This window comes from Weissella diestrammenae, from assembly GCF_014397255.1.
GTDB classification, from domain to species: domain Bacteria; phylum Bacillota; class Bacilli; order Lactobacillales; family Lactobacillaceae; genus Weissella; species Weissella diestrammenae.
The window spans coordinates 130894-149351 of record NZ_CP060724.1; the positions used below are offsets into that span (position 1 = coordinate 130894).

Consider the following 18458-nt stretch of genomic DNA (forward strand, 5'->3'; position numbering starts at 1 on the left):
TCTACTTCTCTTTTTCTGCGATTGCTTTGGCTCTGGCAATTAAGTCGGATTGATTATTCGCTACTTGACCAGCAACCACTAATTTTTCAAGTTCACCCAGTATTTTCCCAAACATCGGACCTGGTTGCAGATTGATGGCTGACTGCAAAATTTTACCACTAATTTGTAACTCATCGCGATGGTGGATCGCCAGTTGCATATATCGATTTTTTAATTCTAGAACGTCATTAGGAAGCTGACTTAGCTGTAACACGCGCATCGCATTTGGAAAGGCATCACCAGTCATATACAACTGCCAATTAGTTGCCTCTGATTGACGCAAAACATTTAATAAGGTAATTGCTTTTTGTGCCTGCTGAATTAATTCGTTACCATGTTTCCAAAGTCGAAGAAAAGTCTCGGTGTCTTTTGGCGTTAATCCAAGTTCAAATGCAAGCAATGTCCATGCGACAGTTGGTGTATCGGGTTGGTCTTTCGCTAATAGTTCCGCATAACCCCATAAATCAATCTCAACATTTTTTAGCCCAGGCATATAGGCATTCAATCGGGTTGCCAACAATTCAAGTAACCCATATTGCGCATTACGACCTTGCAACATTTTAGTTAGTTCAACATTCACACGTTCGATCGCAATTTTTTCCAATAATGGCGCATGATCAACAATTGCTTGTTTAGTGTCAGGTTCAATTGTAAAATCCAATTGTGCAGCAAATCGAACGGCACGCATCATGCGTAAAGCATCTTCTTGAAATCGGTCAGATGCATGTCCAACTGCCCTTAACGTTTGATGCTCTAAATCAGATACACCATTAAATAAATCGACGACTAGTCCATCACCCCTTAGTGCCAACGCATTAATTGTGAAATCACGGCGTTTTAAATCATCTGATAAAGAACGGACAAAAGTGACCTGATCCGGTCGCCTAAAATCAGTATACGTTGATTCAGTTCGAAAAGTAGTCGTTTCATAACCTTGTCCATGATCGAGTATCATGACCGTCCCATGTTCAATTCCTGTATCAACGGTTCGATCGAATAGTTGCTTCACTTCTTCTGGATACGCAGATGTGGCGATATCAACGTCATGAATTGGTTTATTAAGTAAAGTATCTCGGACGGCTCCCCCAACAAAGTACGCTTCATATCCTGCTGCTTCCAACGTATGAATAATTGGCAATGCACTTTTAAATTCTTCTGGTAAATGTTTAATCTGCATTTTCCCGACATCCTTTCTAATAAAACTTCACGCTAAGTTTACTATACAACGCCAATACCTGTCACATAAAATCAGCTGGCGTTAAATCAGCCATCCCAATGTTTGGTTCGATGGTTGCTGCCATTATTTTTTCTACGGTCAAACGCTCAATCTTTTCTTCGTTTTCGACTGTCTCAAACGTAGTATCTGACTGACTACTCTCTACCAAATTTGAGGCGTCATCGTTCTGAACCACTTCTTTTGTCATTTCTGCTACAGTCGGCATTTTTGGTAACACACCATCAATTGCAGCTGATAACCGCACTGGTAACATTGTTTTGCGAACGGCGCCTTGGGTCTGTGCTGCAGCCTGAAACGCGTCAGGTTCACCAATTAAAACCAACGACTTTCGAGCACGCGTCAAACCTGTGTACAATAAATTCCGTTGTAGCATTCGGTTAAATTGTCGAACTAACGGTAGAATGACTAAATCATATTCGCCACCTTGTGCTTTGTGAATCGTTGTTGCATAAGCTAAGGTCAAATTCATAAATTCAGACCGTTGATATGTCACATGTTGCGCTTCAAAATCCACTTCAATCACATCGGATTTTTCCGTGTTTTGTTTATCCTTTGCAAATAAAATTGTTGTGATATACCCAATATCGCCATTAAAGACATTATTCTCTGGATCATTCGTTTTTTGCATCACTTTATCGCCAACGCGGAACCCAAATTCAAAATCACCTTCTCGCCAACGCATCTCACGACTTTTCGCCTTTAATGGATTAAATAAATTCTGTGCAATCAGATTGAGTTGGTTCACGCCAGCGTCAGTCCGATACATCGGCGATAAAATTTGCATATCAGCTGCACTATTACCATGCGCAATCCAACTTTTGACAATTTTTTCAATCGCATCCGCAACTTGTCCGACATGTCCAGCAAAAAATGCCCGATCGTTCTGCTGCTGCATCAAATCATCTGGCAACGTACCATGTTTGACTTCATTGGCCAATGTCACGATGGAAGAGCCATCTCCTTGTCGGTGAATCAGCTCTAATTCGCGAAAATTAAGTTTCCCACTAGCTAATAAATCCGAGAATACTTGGCCCGGTCCAACTGAGGGTAACTGATCTTTATCACCAACGAGAATCACCTGCATATTTTGCGGTGTCGCACTCAATAAAATACTGAACAATTCAGTGTCCACCATCGACATTTCATCAACAATCAATAATTGGCCTTCAATATTATCAATATCTAAATCGGCCATTTTCTCGCGACCAGTGATTCCTAAGAGTCGATGGATGGTTGAGGCTGGCATGCCTGTTGCTTCAGACAGACGTTTTGCCGCTCTTCCTGTTGGTGCCACTAATTTAATCGCTGCATTGATCTTTTTTTCAGTCCAACCTGCCTTTTGCATTAAATGCTGGAAAGCAGCCACAACCCCGTTAATAATCGTCGTTTTACCCGTACCAGGTCCACCCGTTAATATAAATAATTTATTGGTCAAAGCCGCAATCATTGCTTCTTGTTGTTCTTCCGCATATGGAAATGGATTGTCTTTTTCTGCCGCATTTAATGCTTGCACAACTTCAGCACGTTTAAATTGACCAATTTGCGTGTTTAACTCAATAATTTTTTGAGCAATTTGGACTTCTGATAGATAGATATCAGCCATAAAAATACGATTATCATCCGCAATCAAATAGCCAGCTTGCGTCATACCCAGAATAGCTTGCTTAACCAAACTCATGTCAATTCGCACGTTTTGGGCTTGTTCTAACAAACGGATGGTCACAATGCATAGTTGCTCAATCGTAATATAAGTATCGCCATTCTCAAAAGTTGCCCGATTTAATGCAGCAATTAATCCAGCTTGAACCCGACGTTCGTCTAAGGCTGACATCCCACTTTGCATAGCCAATTGGTCAACGCGAGTGAAACTGACCCCTTCGATATCAATGACTAATTGATAAGGATTATCGTGCAATATATCTAATGTCGCATTGCCATACTTGGCATAAATTTGTGCTGCGAGATTGGCGCTAAACCCATAATCATTCAAAGCAATAATCGCACGTTCCATACCATTAGCTTGTTTAAGCTGAGTCACAATCGTTTTTTGCTGCTTAAATGACAAGCCCAATGTGGCTAATTGATCTGGCGAGTCCAAAATAACGTCAATGGCATTTATACCTAACGCATCAACAATTTTTTCAGCGGTTTTTTCACCAATGCCATCAAAATCAGAACTTGATAAATATTTAACTAATCCAACACTTGAACTAGCTGCTAACCGTTTATATTGTTGGGCACTAAATTGTTCGCCAAAACGTGCATGACTGGTTACCCGTCCAACAAATTCGTATGTCGCACCAATTTGGAGTTCACCAAATGACCCAGTAATCGTCATCTCATCAGCATCATAATCAAAATTTTTATCCTCAATCGTGACAGCTAACACCTTATAAAAACTATCCTGTGCTGCAAAAATAATCCCCTCAACTTGACCGGTAAGCATTGATTTTTCAGTTTCAAAAAAATGATTTTGATTATTCATCGTTTCGATTTCCTACCATCACTTGCAACAAATCATCAAGTTGTCGCGTCTGTCGTTCAAATTTTTCTGCATCAATCTGTTTTGCCATCGTGAAACCATGATTTTCTCGCTCACCGTTAATGGCAGCAAGCACCCCAAGACCAAAATTTGCATCAAAGTTATCCTGATTAACCTTTAGGGCCTGTTCAAATTGCGTAGCTGCTTGCTCAAATGATTGTAAGCTCATCCAAATATTGCCCAGCAAAACTTGGGCTGCTTCATCATTTGGTTGCTGTTCAACCCCTGTTAATGCAAAAGCCAATGCTTGTTGGTACCGTTTTTGGTTAAACCAACTTTGGGCTTGCATCATTGTGGCATCATGTTTTAAATTCCGATCATCAACCTGCGTAAAAAACTGATTAGCCAATTCATATTTTCCAGCTAAATAATATAGGTTACCAGTCGTATACAACAGTTGTTGTTGTGCTTCTGTTGACGATTTGAACAGCGTCAAACTTTTGAGCGCTAATTCTTCTGCCTCAACAAAATTTTCACTCGTTACTAAAACATTAATTAAATCAACATATGCACGCCAGTCATGAGCATCATCATTGATACGCGCAACCAACATTTTCAAATCTGCCTGCAAATCTTTTGTTGTTGCCATGTCACCCATCCTGTTCTATATATAAACACTTACTTCAAAAAAACTGAGCAAATTGCCATTAAATCGTATTGCTAGCATCAGCTTGCACATCTAAATACGATGTATCATTGCGAATAATTTCAGTGAAATTAACATTATCTTTGGTTTCAAGAATTGACGTTGATGTATTGCCTAATCCACCACGGGCCCTAATCTGACTCAAAGGTGTCTGTAACAGACTTTCCATACCGATCGTCAACAACATCCCATGCCCAAAGAAAATTAAATTCACATCATCACCACCATAGCTCGCAATCGCCTGTTTAACGGTATGTTGAAAACGTAACTGTACCGCTTCAAATGTTTCAGCACCCAAAACTTGCTTAGCATCAAATTGATCTGGATGATTACGCCATGCATCATATTGTTGTGGTTGCTTAGCTTGTACGTCAGCAAACATCTGACCTTCCCAAGAGCCGACACTAAACTCTATCAAACCTGATGACAAGGTTAAGGCCGGTTGGTCATCCAACAACGACAACGTATTTTCAGCTGTCCGGCGTGCCCTTGCCAAAGGTGAAGACCAAGCATGGGCAAATTTAACGTGTTTCAAATGTGCACCCAATTGCTTTATCTGATGATAAGATTCTGGTAACAATGGTGAATCACCATTTGCCCCTTGAAAGCGGCCATCATTATTCCACTCCGTTTTACCATGCCGAATAAAATATAATCTTGTCATCTCATTTTCTCCTCTATGCTTATCTGTTCATTATATCTCAATTTCAATTTTGATTTAACCCGAATCTAGACCTAGCATACATTTAAAATTTGTACTAATTTCCCATCAGTAATCAAATGACACAAAAGCCATAAAAAAAGATGGCACCGACCTGCCATCTCAATCATCCCATTTAAATTAAACCAATTCGCTTAAAGACATCATCGACATGACGTAAATGCCAATGGTAATCAAATGCATCATCAATTTGAGTCTTAGTTAAAACAGCAGTAATTGCTTCATCTTGATCAACTAGTGTTCTAAATTGGACTTGTTGATCCCATGAAATAGCCGTTAAAGGTTGAACTGCATCATATGCTTGTTCACGAGACCAATTGGCATCATCCATTAATGCATACATTAAGCGTTGCGAATAAATCAAACCATAAGTTCGTGTCATATTTTTTTGCATTGTTTCAGGGAAAACTTGCAAATTTTCAACAATTCCCGTTAATCGATGTACCATATAGTCCAGCGTTGCAGTCGCATCTGGTAAGATTATCCGCTCAGCTGAAGAATGTGATATATCTCGTTCATGCCACAACGGCACATTTTCAAACGCCGTTACTGCGTAGCCACGCAGTACACGAGACAAGCCAACTATGTTCTCTGAACCAATTGGGTTTCGTTTATGTGGCATCGAAGAAGATCCCTTTTGCCCACCAGCAAAACCTTCTTCAACTTCATGAATTTCTGAACGCTGTAATCCTCGGATCTCAACTGCAAGCTCTTCTAAAGTTGTACCAATTAAAGCCAAAGTTGAGACATACTCGGCATGCAAGTCACGCGGTAGCACTTGTGAACCAATTGGCTGTGGCGTAAGCCCCAAAATCGTCATCGCGTCTGTTTCGACTTCAGGTGAAATGTTTGCAAACGTTCCAACTGACCCAGATAATTTACCAGTTTCCACAACCGTTGAGGCATTTTCAAAACGTTCAATATCGCGCACCGCCGCTTGATAGTAACGCGCAATCACTAATCCAAATGTTGTTGGCTCAGCGTGCACACCATGTGTCCGTCCCATCATGACTGTGTCTTTATATTTTAATGCTAACTTTGCCAAAGCATCCCTGTAACGTATCAAATCAGCTTTAATGATTTTGTTTGCTGCCTGCAACCGAAGTCCTTGTGCGGTATCAACAACATCAGTACTGGTGAGACCGTAATGAATCCATTTGCGTTCTGTGCCCAAAGACTGAGACACATTTCGTGTAAAAGCGACCATGTCGTGACGCGTCGTCTCTTCAATCGCCGCAATTTCTTTGACATCAAATTTTGCATTTTCTTTTATCGCGTCTAATTCAGATGCCGTTGGCCGCTCATTTGCTAATTCAGGATGTTTTTCACCCTCGCGAACTAACCCACCTGTTACCGCAATTTCAACATCAAGCCAAGCTTGATACTGACTCTGTAGTGACCAAATATTTGCCATCTCAGATCGTGTATATCGATCAATCATGCGTTGCCCTCATCTTTTTCAATTTAAATATTGTCATCTCATACATCTACTATTTTACCGCAAAACATTAACTAAAAAAAGAGATTCATTGAAAAATTCATTAAAATCCGAACAAAGCCCAATAATCATTGATCATATTCATCTGTCCATAGAACAATTTCACCAGTCTGTAAACTTTCTGGTACCCGAATCATGCGTTGGTTCGATGACCCCCGAAAACGTAAAGTCAAATCCATCAACGCTTGTATAAACCGACCATCTACTACTACGTCAATCGCTTTTAAAAGTGCTTTTTTATCATCAGTCTCTTCAAGCAACTCTTCCCAAGTATAACCGGTCCAAGACCAAATGTCTTTTGTATGCCCAAACTCCTCGCGGACCCGACGTACCAGCTGCAAAGTAACCCCGGTATTCAAAAATGGTTCTCCTCCCAACAAGGTTAACCCTTGAACATAAGGTTGACGTAAATCATCAATAATCTGATCTTCTAATGCTTTTGAATATGGTGTCCCGTAATTAAAATTTTGTGCAGCAACATTATAGCAACCTGGACATAAGAATTTACACCCTGAAACATAGACTGAACAGCGCACACCCGGGCCATCAACCATGATAAATGGCTTATAATCTGCAATGTTGCTTAATGACAGGTCTTCAGTCCGCCATTCCTGCTTCTCCGGCACTGTAATGCCATTCGAAAGTTTCGTTGACATCTTCTTGATTCACCTCCGTTTGTGACATATGTTTGACTCGTGATGCAATTTCAACATGTCGCCCATGAATCATTGGTCGAGCTTGTGGATTGCCCAGATAACCGCACGTTCTTTTGACAACATCACACGTTTGCGGATCACGATTGCCACATTCAGGACAACGAAAACCTCTCGCAGTTGGTTGAAAATCACCTTCAAATCCGCATTTAAAGCATTTATCAATCGGCGTATTCGTTCCTAAATAACCGACATGATCATAAGCGAAATCCCAAACAGCTTCTAAAGCAGCAGGGTTTTGTTTTAAATTAGGGTACTCACAATAATGAATAAAGCCACCCGATGCATACTTTGGATACGCCTCTTCGAACGTCAATTTTTCAAATGGATTTGGATGCTTGCGTACATCGTAATGAAAAGAATTTGTGTAATATTCTTTATCGGTAATATCAGCTATTAGTCCAAAACGTACTTTGTCCAATTCACAAAAACGATCAGTTAAGGATTCTGCAGGCGTTGAATAAACAGAATAATGGTAGCCATCTTCTGCTTCCCATGCCTTGCAGGCTTCATTTAGTCGTTTAACAATCGCCACCGTAAAATCATGCGCAGCTGAATTTTGCTCCCAATCCGGGCCAAAAAAGTGCGTCCCTACTTCATACAACCCGATATAGCCTAGCGACAATGTTGCTCGACCATCTCGGAACAAAATATCAACATCATCGCCATCTGTTAGATTCTTACCAAAGACCCCATTTTTATATAAAATTGGGGCATTCTCAGGCATGGCTTCTTTCGTACGAGCCAATTTAAACTTTAATGCTTTTTTGGCTAGTTCCAAACGCTCTTCCAAAATTTGCCAAAACAAGTTTCGATCATCACGTGCCTGAATAGCAATACGTGGAATATTGAGTGTGACAACTCCTAAATTCATCCGGCCTTCATTGACTTCAACCCCATTTTCATCACGCCAACCTTGTAAAAAGGAGCGACATCCCATTGGTGCCTTAAACGAGCCTGTTAGTTCAACAATTTTTTCATAATTTAATACGTCTGGGTACATTCGCTTAGCTGAACAAGTAATGGCTAATTTTTTAATATCATAATTGGGATCATCAGGCGTCATATTCACACCGCGTTTGAGCGAAAAAACAAGTTTTGGGAAAATTGCAGTCCGGTGATCTGGCCCAATACCAGCAATGCGAATATCAAAAATCGCTTTTTGAATTTCACGTTCAATCCAGTTTGTTCCTAATCCAAACCCAAGCGTTGTAAACGGGGTCTGTCCTTGGGCTGATGCCAGCGTATTAATTTCATACTCTAACGCTTGCATGGCATTATAAATATCCTTTTTAGTTTGTTCTGTTGCATACGCAACTTGTTTCTCAGGTGTGACAAACTTCTTAGCCATTTGCAAATGTTTTTGATAGTTTAACGCCGCATAAGGTGCTAATAACTCATCGACGGCATTCACCGAGGTCCCACCATATTGCGAAGAGGCGACATTAGCAATAATTTGTGCCATTTGCGCTGTTGCCGTACCAATTGATTTTGGCGGTTCAACTTGCGCATTGCCCATGACATAACCATTGGCAAACATATGCTTAAAATCGACCAAACAGCAATTCGACATTGGTCCCAATGGCGTGTAATCCAAATCATGCCAATGTAAATCTCCTCGTAAATGAGCTTTTGCCACCGTCTCAGGTAATAGCTTTAATCCCATCGATTTACCAACCATACCGGCCATTAAATCTCGAAAGGTATTAAAAACACGCGAATCTTTATTTGCATTTTCATGCATAGTTTTGTCATCACTATTAACCAGTGACCCCAATTTTGTTTCAGGATCAATCGCCCGCGCCCAAATTTTCTCATTGATTGCATGGACCTCTTGATACTCATGTGCAGCTTCTGGGGCCACCGTTTCTAGCTGTAGCAATACAGCCTCATAGATCATCGCCGTATTTAAGTACGGCTGAGAACTCACCCGGTGTACATCTGCCATGACAGCCTGCCGTACATCCTCATCAACGCCCAATAAATCAAGAATTAATTCAACTTTATAAGCATGAAATTCAACTTTTTCGCCTGAACGTTTTGTAATTAACGTTGAAGTTTCTACAATCGCCATTAACCCTCATCTCCTCACTATAGTATGTATTCATTATTATTTTTATTCGCTAACATAATGTTACATTTCTTCGTTATTAGCGACTATAATAGCATTATGCACGTCAAAACCCATTGTGTCAAAATCAAAACATAAGAATAAATATTCATTTTTACGTTTTGTAAACAACCAAAAAACACCTAATTAAAGGTGTTTTTAGTCATTTTTAGTATTGATTGTTAAATGCATATTCATTACTAACATATAATAAGAACATAACACAACGTTATTTTATCAGCGTTTTCATCTGTTTTCTCATTTTGTAATGTGCATAAATGTATATATATAGTTTTCTTTACAAGTCAATTAGCTTAAGCAACAGCTTGCAATCAATTCGTTATGCCCCTTCTTCAAACAGGATTTCCCGTTGCACTAATTCTTGCAAATAAAAGCGATATAACTCAATCATTTCGGGTTGGTTCAGCTTAAAAATATTAACCGTATCGTTGCCACTGGGATTAATCGTCTTAATTTTAACCCCTGATAACTCTTTATTAACCACAACTTTTAGCTTAATTGCACTCGCTAACCCTTTACTTGGCTCTAGTGCCCATTGCATAACATACGCACCCGCATTATTTTGCACAAATCCAGTGTCACCTAATGCGTACCGCTTTAATTCAGGATTAAAGCGATATGTCTTTGAGTCACCAGGAACTTGAACTGCTTTTTCAAATGCCATTACTATTCCTCCATCTTATCTGTTTTAATTAATACATCATAATCATGTTAGCGGGGAAAACTAAATTGTAATTCCGGCACAGCCCGCAAATCTCGATTATAGAACTGCACCTGCAAAGTATCAGCCGTCACCGTAAGTATCGCAAACGTGCCCCCAATATACGCATAAGGTCCCTTAGGCAAAGCAATCGAACCTGGATTAATAAATAGTTTATTATCAATCACCTCAGCCCCCAATTGATGCGTATGTCCGAGTGTGACTACTTCAATATTAAGTGTACTAACTTTTTGTCGAATCTGATTCAAATTAAGCTCAGTCTGATATAAATGACCATGCGTTTGATAAATATCAATTGTTGCGTCGTGATATTGGCGATCATCTGGAAACATTGCGTCAAAATCCATATTTCCAATCACTGGCAACATTGTATTAAACAATTCATCATCAGCTGGTAATTCAGAATCACCATTATAAAAAATTGCGTGCACCTTATTTTGATAGGCAGTGACAATTTTTCCCAAAACTGCCCGATCCCCATGCGCATCAGAAACAAATAAATAATCCATTATTTTTCCTCCCACCATAAATCAAACTTTGCAACAAATTGTCGCAATGCTGCCCCACGATGTGAAATCTCGTTTTTTTGCGCAACGGATAATTCTGCAAGTGTTTTATGATAAGGCTCATAGTAAAACAATGGGTCATAGCCAAATCCATTTGTCCCCTGCGCATGCTCCAAAATCATGCCTTGAACTTGACCTGAAGCAACAAGCTCACTCCCATTCGGCTTAATGGCAACAATATCAGTTTGAAAAGCCGCTTCACGTGTACTAGGTGCTACTTTTTTCAATTCAACTAACAATTTTTGATTATTAGCCTTATCATCGTGATCCCCAGCATAACGCGCCGAGTAAATTCCTGGTGCCCCATTCAACGCATCAACAATTAATCCTGAATCCTCCGCAATTACTGGTTGATTAAGGTATGTCGCAATGGTTTGGGCTTTAATCCGTGCATTTTCTTCAAAAGTTTGACCATTTTCGACAATATCAGGTACATCTGTCAACTCATTTAACGAGATTAGGTTTAATCCAAAGGGAGCTAAAGCCGTTTTAAATTCACGTACTTTACCTTCATTTTTCGTCGCAAAAATTATTGATTGCATACTATTCCTTTCCTGGCTGGGCCAAACCATTAGCCGTTATTGTCAATTGCTCAACATGTAAATTATCGAGGTTCAGCCAGTGCTCACCTAAGTTTTTAAACTGGTCAACTGCACCAGTTGTAAAATAACGATCTGCTTGTCGATCAACTACAGTATCATCATGCTGCAAGTTTTTACCGGATAATGTTTTTACGACCAAGTTAACGGCCTCAGCACCAGAGTTGATAAGTTTAACTGAATTGCCCATCGCCTCTTGAATGAATGGTTCTAATAATGGGTAATGTGTGCAGCCCAGGATGAGTGTATCGACTTGATGTTGCTCAAAATAACGCAATTTGGTCTGTACTGCCCGACGCGCATCTTCTGATTCATAATCATGCTTTTCAACAATTTCAACAAATTCAGGTACTGGTAATTGCACAATATTTGCGGTTTGGTCTTGTGCCAATAGCGCATCATAATAGCTCATTGAATTAACTGTACCGGCCGTCGCAATCACGCCAATTTCACCATCAGTCGTTGCACGAATGGCGGCATCGACTCCGGGTTGAATCACGCCAATCACCGGAATCGATAGCGACGCTTGCAACTGTGGCAAAGCTGCCGCTGTCGCTGTATTACATGCCACAACTAATAATTTAATTTTTTTTGCAACTAAGAAAGCTGCCATTTGTTCAGTGAAGTGCACAACCTCCGCTGTAGGGCGAGGACCGTATGGCATTCTAGCTGTATCACCAACGTAATAAATTTGTTCATTCGGCAACTGATTCAACGCTTGTTTCACCACTGTCAAGCCACCAACACCCGAATCAATATAACCTATTGCTCGATTATTCATTTTTCATACACTTTCTAATTATTCTGCGCCCAATTTACAACATCACTTGGCCGGTCAAAAATATAATCTGCCTGTTGCTCAAACACCTCTTGATTCGGCACACCCCAAGCTGCCATGCCAAATTTAACACCAGCTGCATGTGCAGCACCCATATCATGGACAGAATCACCAATATAAATTGTCTCTTCCGGTTGAATTGACAAACGCGAAAGTGCTAATAAGATTGGATCCGGTGCAGGCTTCATTTTTTTGGTCATCCCAGCAAAAACAAAATCCGAAAAGAATTGTTCGATCCCAAATCGATCATGATGCGCTTCAAATTCTTCTGGTGTATTCGATGTAACAACACCAAGTGTTTCCTGCTGTGCAGACAAAGCAGCCAACATGTCCGCAACACCATCATACAGTCGAATACTATCGCGATATTGCTCCAAATTTTTGCGCCACGCCACTTGAATGACCTCTGGGTTAGGAATTTTTAAATTCACAAGTGATTCATAAGCAGGTAAGCCAAAAACTCGATACAGTGTATCGTACGGTTTTTCAATGCCCTGTTGTTTTAACGTATAATCCAAAGCACCAATATACATTTCCTCAGTCGCAAGTAATGTACCATCAACATCAAAAATAATCGCCACAATATCTTCCTCATCTCATCATTTATATCTATATTCTACCATGTTCCCTCATCTGACGAAGTACTAAGACGTCACTAACTAAAAGATTAGCTACAAAAAAAGACCAGCCCACACCACTAGTCTTTTATCTTTAATGCACTTCTACTTCTAATTCAGCAAGACGTTGGTCAATTAATGCTAAGACCGTTGCACGATTTTGTTCGTCTTCAAGGTCATACTTCTGCAAATCAATTCGCATCTTTGGTGAAGCGTCATATTCTTCATACCAATTTTGGTACGCACGCCACATCTTCAAATAATATGCCCGCAATTCAGCATTATCTTCGAACTGTTCATAATCACGACCACGTTTTTTAATACGATACAAAATCGTATCAAAATCTGCATCAGCAAACACCATTAAATCAGGTCGACCTTTTTGCGTTGTTGATAATTCAGTCATCATATTGTTCAATAAATTCATATAGACATCTAACTCTGCGTCAGATATATTACCTGAACTATGATTTTCTTTAGTGAACAATGCATCTTCATAAATTGACCGATCCAAGACATTGTTATCATCAGCTAGTGCTTTTTTAATCATCGCAAACCGCTTATTTAAAAAATAAATCTGCAACAAAAATCCATATTGCTTTGGGTCTGCATAATACAATGGTAGCACTGGGTTCTCACCAACAGGTTCGAAAAACGCTTGCGTGCCTTTATGCTTTGCTATTAAATCCGTTAAGGTTGTCTTACCAACCCCAATCATGCCTGCCGTGATAATCACCATGATTGTCCTTCTTTCGTTAATTTTATCTTCATCATCCACCTAACAGAACGTTAGGAATATGCTATAACTATATTAACGAAATCACGACTTAAAAACAACTACATCGGTTGTAATATTTGTCTTATTTTTGTTGTAATCCTTAAAATAACCATAACTATCAAGCATTACGTCAGTCATATGATTTTTATATGGCGATGTCACTTCTGGCTCAGCAGCAATACTAATCGTTGTCCCCGGTAATCGCACACCTATTGAATGAATGACATCGCCCACCTTATCAATATATACCAATTCTTTATGCTCACTTGTCGCGATGTGTCGATGCTTCATCGCAAAATCAACCGAAAAACCAGGTCCATTCACTGATACTGCTCGTTCAACACGTTGACACAACATCGCAACATAAATCGCAAACTTACCACCACGTGAATGCCCACTCACCACTAACTTGCCATACTTAGCGGGCAACTGGTCAATAAAAGTTCGTACAGCCCCATATATTTCCGTAGCAACAAACATACTCCGAAAATTATCTAGCCATTCAACCGCGCTCACAGTGCCTCTAAAAATAACAGAATAATTCGTTTGAGTTGGACTTTCAAATACCAATGCCGTTGCTAGCTCGTCATGATAAACTGACACAACACGATGCGCCTGCAGCCAATAATTATTTTGAATAATTTGTAATATTTGTTGCCAACTTGCTTCAGACATCATAATCGGTAATTGGTGTTGGCTTAATTGCGCTTGTGCTAATCGCACTAATTCAGCAACCGTTTTGCCTGTCACATCATTGAAATCATTATCTGAAATCGTATAAATGAGTGTATCTAAAAGCACCAGATTTTCATTCGTTAATTTTCGCATCTTTTTCACTCATCCCGACAATTATTTACACGTACTACTCTAGCAGAAGTGGGCATCAAATATCAAATCTACCCAAAAAAGGCACTGGTTTCATACCAATGCCTTTTTCTATCATTATTGAACGGTAACTGATTTTGCAAGGTTTCTTGGTCGATCAACATCAAGATGACGACCAAGCGATGTATAGTAAGCAAGCAATTGGGTTGGCACGACCGAAACTAATGGCGTCAACAATGGGTTCACATCAGGTAAGATGTAATCGTCTCCTGTTTGAGCCAAGGCCTTTGTCACGATCGTGAATGGTCGCGCGCCTCGTGCAGTAGTTTCTGATAGGTTACCACGTACCAAACCAGCAGTTTTCGGTTGCGTAATAAGCGCAATTACTGGTGTTCCCTCTTCAATCAATGCTAGCGTACCGTGTTTTAGTTCGCCAGCAGCGAACCCTTCAGCTTGAACATATGAAATTTCTTTTAATTTCAATGCTGCTTCTAATGCTACCGCGGCATCGGCCCCACGACCAATATAAAAAGCACTATGGGTTGTTTCAGGAACTAACATTTGATTGGCAACCTTTTCAAACACCGCTTTATCATCAACAATTGATTGGATTGCAACTGCAATTTCAGACAGCTGTTCATGGAGATTGAACGTCATCTGATTAGCATCAGCCAAAGCATAGGCAAGAATAGCTTGTAACGTGACCTGTGCGACATAAGCTTTAGTAGATGCAACTGCAATTTCTGGCCCAGCCATCAATGGCAATGCATAAGTGGCCTCACGCCACAATGTTGATTTCTCAACATTGGTCAAAGTTAATGAGTGGAACCCTTGTTCATTAACATTTTGAAGCACTTCACGCGAATCAGCTGTTTCACCCGATTGTGATAAGAAAATAAAGAACGGCTTTTGTGATAAGATTGACTGTTCATAGGCAAATTCAGATGCCAAATAGACACTGGTTGGCTTGTTTGACCATTGCTCGAACATACGTGCCCCAACTAATCCAGCATGATATGAAGTTCCAGCAGCAACAATATAAATATGGTCTGCCGCTTCCATTTCATCCAAAATGGCTTGACCTAACTTAATTTGACCATCATCCGTCAAATAACGGGCCACTAAGCGACGAATCACAACCGGTTGCTCATCAACCTCTTTTAACATGTAATATGGATAAATTCCTTTATCGGTTTCAGCAGCATCGATATCCAAATGGAAAGGCTCACGTGTGACCGAACGCCCATCAGCAGCAAACAATTGAACACGATTTGGATCAACAATGGCAACTTCGCCATCGTGTAATTCAATAAAATCATGAGTCTCATCAAGCATTGCTACGGCATCTGATGTCACAACGTTAAAATTATCACCAACACCAATTAAGAGTGGTGACTTACGCTTAGCAACATACATCCGATCAGGTTCTGCTTGATCCATAAGCAAAAAGCCATATGCTGAATCGCCAAACAATGTTAACGCTTTTTTAAACGCATCAAAAGTTGATAGGCTCTCATTTGTTACAAATTTTGCGATTAACTGGACAGCAACTTCTGTATCAGTGTCAGATTGGAAATCGACATCTGATAAGTACTTTTGCTTTAATTCTAAATAATTTTCAATCACACCGTTATGCACAAGATAGAAACGACCATCAGCCGAAACATGTGGGTGAGAATTTTTAACAGCCGGCACGCCATGTGTTGCCCATCGTGTATGTGCAATCCCAGAAGTACCTGAAATATTTTTCGTTGCCACTAATGCTTCTAAGTCTGCAACTCGACCTTTTTCTCGAACCAATGTATCTGCATCTGCATCAGCATTTGGCACAAAGACACCCGCTGAGTCATACCCACGATACTCGAGTTTTTCTAACCCTTTTAACAAAATTGGCGTTGAATCTTGATTCGTACCAGTAAAACCGACGATACCACAGTAAAACATATTTATACCTCGTGTAAAGACTTTTCATAATTGGTCTAGTTTTTATTTAACTTACAAAATTAAATTATAGCCTTTAAATCAGCACGGTCAAGCTTCATTCTCAAAACGAATCGATAAATGGTATACATTGGTATACTTTGAATAAATACATACTTACAGCCAGCCTTAATAAATTGTTTCACCATGTTGCGCAACATCAATACCTGCCAGTTCAACTCTTTGATCAACGCGTAACGGCATGACATGTTTAATGAATTTCACAATCATAAACGTGATGCTCACCACAACCAATAACGTCACACTGATTGATAACGTCTGGACAAGAAACAAGTGACCTTGTCCTTCAATTAGGCCTGCATGGCCTGCTAATGATTTAATCGCAAAAACCCCAGTTAACAAACCACCAAAAATACCACCAATACCATGAATACCAAAGGCATCTAATGTATCGTCATAACCTAAATGATTTTTCACATACGTAATGCTCAACCAGACAACAAACGCGACAATCAACCCGATGACAGCAGCGCTTCCTGGATTAACATAGCCAGCCCCAGGCGTAATTGCCACAAGTCCGGCTAATGCACCTGACAAAAGATCAGTTACCTTAATATGTTGTGCCAATACCAACGAGATAATCAACCACGTTACCATTCCCATCGATGCAGCCACCGATGTGTTGATGAAAGCTAAAATTGCCTGCCCATTAGCGGCTAATGCCGACCCTGCATTAAATCCAAACCAACCAAACCAAAGTAACCCGCCACCAATCACAATTGCTGGCATATTATGCGCCACAGTCGACGTCATTTCTTGCCGGCGCCCAAGACATAGTGCCAAAACGAGGCTCGAAACCCCTGATGAAATATGCACCACAGTGCCACCTGCAAAATCAAGGACCCCTAACCGTGCAAACCAACCGTTACCCCAAACCATATGTGCGAGTGGTACATAAACTAGAAATAGCCACAAAATAAGAAAAACAATAAATGCTTTGAAATTCATACGACCAACCACACCCCCGGCAATAATTGCCATTGTTATCATTGGAAACATACCTTGAAAGAGTGCGAATAGCCCATCTGGAATCGTATAGCCCTTTGTACTATCAACCATAGATACACCATGCAAAAATGCATCGTGGAAATCACCAATAATGGCCTGATTACCACTAAAAGCAAGCGAATAACCAACCACAAACCAAAGGACACCACCGATTGCAATCGCAATGAGAACCATCGCAAAAGTATTAACCATATGTTTAGGATGGGTAAATCCCCCATAAAATAATGCCAATCCAGGCACCATTAGCCAAACTAGTGCCGTAGCCATTAAGACCCACGCAATATTTCCTGCCGTCATTATCCTTACCTCCAGCGATATTCATAGTCTCTATATCAAGCATTCTAACGATAAGCGTTATCACCGGTGTAAAACATGTTAACTTTAACGACATAAAAAAAGAAGCTGGTATAGACCACCAGCTTCAATCACAATTAAATTGTTAATAACTCTTTTTCTTTTTCAGAAGCAATTGATTCGATGTTTTTAATACCGTCATCAGTAACAACTTGGATATCTTTCTCCAATTTTCGTAGCTCATCTTCTGAAATTTCTTCTTTTTTAGCAGCGTCCAAAGCATCACGTCGAATATTACGAACCGCGACTTTTGACTTTTCTGCTTCAGCTTTAACTTCCTTAGCTAAATCCTTACGTGTCTCCTCAGTCAACGCTGGAATAACTAAGCGAATAACTGAGCCATCATTAGCTGGAGTGAGACCAAGATCTGACGCAAAAATAGCTTGCTCAATGGCCTTTAAAGCTGTTTTATCAAAAGGTGTTACCAATAAAACGCGCGCTTCTGGTACAGTCACTGATGCCAATTGATTCAAAGGCGTTTCAGCCCCATAATACTCAGCAGTCACTGACCGCAAAATTTGTGGATTTGCTACGCCAGCCCGAATATTACCCAACTGGTGTTGTAGTGCTTGACCAGCCTTTTCCATTCGAGTTTTTGCTGACTCTAAGATTGCATTTGCCATG

General features: G+C 40.2%; 17 protein-coding genes. All 17 read right to left on the bottom strand.

Annotated elements, in window-relative coordinates:
* Position 1: 1 nt before the first annotated feature.
* The 17 genes from H9L19_RS00620 to frr all read right to left on the bottom strand — a co-directional run bounded on the left by H9L19_RS00620 (position 2) and on the right by frr (position 18457).
* Positions 2 to 1216 carry a CCA tRNA nucleotidyltransferase gene (locus H9L19_RS00620; protein WP_187529275.1) on the bottom strand — a complete coding sequence of 405 codons (1215 nt, stop codon included), beginning with the start codon at positions 1214 to 1216 and terminating at the stop codon, positions 2 to 4.
* Positions 1217 to 1277: 61 nt separating this feature from the next.
* Positions 1278 to 3761: an SF1B family DNA helicase RecD2 gene (gene recD2 / locus H9L19_RS00625; protein WP_187529276.1), complete on the bottom strand. Its 2484-nt coding sequence runs from the start codon at positions 3759 to 3761 to the stop codon at positions 1278 to 1280.
* Complete coding sequence (locus H9L19_RS00630; RefSeq protein ID WP_187529277.1) at positions 3754 to 4407, bottom strand: tetratricopeptide repeat protein; 654 nt, start codon at positions 4405 to 4407, stop codon at positions 3754 to 3756. Before H9L19_RS00630 ends, recD2 begins: the two co-directional genes overlap by 8 nt.
* A 58-nt stretch (positions 4408 to 4465) precedes the next feature.
* Positions 4466 to 5128, bottom strand: coding sequence for a histidine phosphatase family protein (locus tag H9L19_RS00635; RefSeq protein ID WP_187529278.1), 663 nt, complete (start codon positions 5126 to 5128; stop codon positions 4466 to 4468).
* Positions 5129 to 5300: 172 nt separating this feature from the next.
* The gene (gene purB / locus H9L19_RS00640) at positions 5301 to 6626 is read right to left on the bottom strand and encodes an adenylosuccinate lyase (protein WP_187529279.1); all 1326 of its coding nucleotides are present in this window, start codon (positions 6624 to 6626) and stop codon (positions 5301 to 5303) included.
* A gap of 125 nt (positions 6627 to 6751) precedes the next feature.
* Positions 6752 to 7339, bottom strand: coding sequence for an anaerobic ribonucleoside-triphosphate reductase activating protein (gene nrdG, locus H9L19_RS00645; protein WP_187529280.1), 588 nt, complete (start codon positions 7337 to 7339; stop codon positions 6752 to 6754).
* A complete protein-coding gene (gene nrdD / locus H9L19_RS00650) occupies positions 7281 to 9470 on the bottom strand; it encodes an anaerobic ribonucleoside-triphosphate reductase (protein WP_187529281.1) in 2190 nt (729 codons plus the stop codon). The genes nrdG and nrdD overlap by 59 nt, the downstream gene beginning before the upstream one ends.
* Before the next feature lie 376 nt (positions 9471 to 9846).
* Positions 9847 to 10191 carry a cysteine desulfurase gene (locus tag H9L19_RS00655; protein WP_187529282.1) on the bottom strand — a complete coding sequence of 115 codons (345 nt, stop codon included), beginning with the start codon at positions 10189 to 10191 and terminating at the stop codon, positions 9847 to 9849.
* Between the two features lie 47 nt (positions 10192 to 10238).
* On the bottom strand, positions 10239 to 10757 hold the full coding sequence (locus tag H9L19_RS00660; RefSeq protein WP_187529283.1) for a YfcE family phosphodiesterase: 519 nt from the start codon (positions 10755 to 10757) through the stop codon (positions 10239 to 10241).
* A complete protein-coding gene (locus H9L19_RS00665) occupies positions 10757 to 11356 on the bottom strand; it encodes an XTP/dITP diphosphatase (RefSeq protein ID WP_187529284.1) in 600 nt (199 codons plus the stop codon). The genes H9L19_RS00660 and H9L19_RS00665 overlap by 1 nt, the downstream gene beginning before the upstream one ends.
* A gap of 1 nt (position 11357) precedes the next feature.
* Positions 11358 to 12194 (bottom strand): glutamate racemase, encoded by an 837-nt coding sequence (racE, locus tag H9L19_RS00670; protein WP_187529285.1) that lies wholly within the window; start codon positions 12192 to 12194, stop codon positions 11358 to 11360.
* Positions 12195 to 12208: 14 nt separating this feature from the next.
* Positions 12209 to 12832: an HAD family hydrolase gene (locus tag H9L19_RS00675; RefSeq protein WP_243198186.1), complete on the bottom strand. Its 624-nt coding sequence runs from the start codon at positions 12830 to 12832 to the stop codon at positions 12209 to 12211.
* 130 nt (positions 12833 to 12962) lie between these two features.
* Positions 12963 to 13607, bottom strand: coding sequence for a deoxynucleoside kinase (locus H9L19_RS00680; protein WP_187529286.1), 645 nt, complete (start codon positions 13605 to 13607; stop codon positions 12963 to 12965).
* Positions 13608 to 13688: 81 nt separating this feature from the next.
* On the bottom strand, positions 13689 to 14474 hold the full coding sequence (locus H9L19_RS00685; protein WP_187529287.1) for an Mbeg1-like protein: 786 nt from the start codon (positions 14472 to 14474) through the stop codon (positions 13689 to 13691).
* A gap of 114 nt (positions 14475 to 14588) precedes the next feature.
* Positions 14589 to 16415, bottom strand: coding sequence for a glutamine--fructose-6-phosphate transaminase (isomerizing) (gene glmS / locus H9L19_RS00690; RefSeq protein ID WP_187529288.1), 1827 nt, complete (start codon positions 16413 to 16415; stop codon positions 14589 to 14591).
* A 165-nt stretch (positions 16416 to 16580) separates the two neighbouring features.
* Positions 16581 to 17777, bottom strand: coding sequence for an ammonium transporter (locus H9L19_RS00695; RefSeq protein WP_187529289.1), 1197 nt, complete (start codon positions 17775 to 17777; stop codon positions 16581 to 16583).
* Positions 17778 to 17911: 134 nt separating this feature from the next.
* Positions 17912 to 18457: a ribosome recycling factor gene (gene frr / locus H9L19_RS00700; protein WP_187529290.1), complete on the bottom strand. Its 546-nt coding sequence runs from the start codon at positions 18455 to 18457 to the stop codon at positions 17912 to 17914.
* Position 18458 lies beyond the last annotated feature (1 nt).

Excerpts from the sequence above, each read along its gene's own strand:
- H9L19_RS00620 (WP_187529275.1), bottom strand. The coding sequence starts at position 1,216 with ATGCAGATTAAACATTTACCAGAAGAATTTAAAAGTGCATTGCCAATT.
- recD2 (WP_187529276.1), bottom strand. The coding sequence starts at position 3,761 with ATGAATAATCAAAATCATTTTTTTGAAACTGAAAAATCAATGCTTACC.
- H9L19_RS00630 (WP_187529277.1), bottom strand. The coding sequence starts at position 4,407 with ATGGCAACAACAAAAGATTTGCAGGCAGATTTGAAAATGTTGGTTGCG.
- H9L19_RS00635 (WP_187529278.1), bottom strand. The coding sequence starts at position 5,128 with ATGACAAGATTATATTTTATTCGGCATGGTAAAACGGAGTGGAATAAT.
- purB (WP_187529279.1), bottom strand. The coding sequence starts at position 6,626 with ATGATTGATCGATATACACGATCTGAGATGGCAAATATTTGGTCACTA.
- nrdG (WP_187529280.1), bottom strand. The coding sequence starts at position 7,339 with ATGTCAACGAAACTTTCGAATGGCATTACAGTGCCGGAGAAGCAGGAA.
- nrdD (WP_187529281.1), bottom strand. The coding sequence starts at position 9,470 with ATGGCGATTGTAGAAACTTCAACGTTAATTACAAAACGTTCAGGCGAA.
- H9L19_RS00655 (WP_187529282.1), bottom strand. The coding sequence starts at position 10,191 with ATGGCATTTGAAAAAGCAGTTCAAGTTCCTGGTGACTCAAAGACATAT.
- H9L19_RS00660 (WP_187529283.1), bottom strand. The coding sequence starts at position 10,757 with ATGGATTATTTATTTGTTTCTGATGCGCATGGGGATCGGGCAGTTTTG.
- H9L19_RS00665 (WP_187529284.1), bottom strand. The coding sequence starts at position 11,356 with ATGCAATCAATAATTTTTGCGACGAAAAATGAAGGTAAAGTACGTGAA.
- racE (WP_187529285.1), bottom strand. The coding sequence starts at position 12,194 with ATGAATAATCGAGCAATAGGTTATATTGATTCGGGTGTTGGTGGCTTG.
- H9L19_RS00680 (WP_187529286.1), bottom strand. The coding sequence starts at position 13,607 with ATGGTGATTATCACGGCAGGCATGATTGGGGTTGGTAAGACAACCTTA.
- H9L19_RS00685 (WP_187529287.1), bottom strand. The coding sequence starts at position 14,474 with ATGCGAAAATTAACGAATGAAAATCTGGTGCTTTTAGATACACTCATT.
- glmS (WP_187529288.1), bottom strand. The coding sequence starts at position 16,415 with ATGTTTTACTGTGGTATCGTCGGTTTTACTGGTACGAATCAAGATTCA.
- H9L19_RS00695 (WP_187529289.1), bottom strand. The coding sequence starts at position 17,777 with ATGACGGCAGGAAATATTGCGTGGGTCTTAATGGCTACGGCACTAGTT.
- frr (WP_187529290.1), bottom strand. The coding sequence starts at position 18,457 with ATGGCAAATGCAATCTTAGAGTCAGCAAAAACTCGAATGGAAAAGGCT.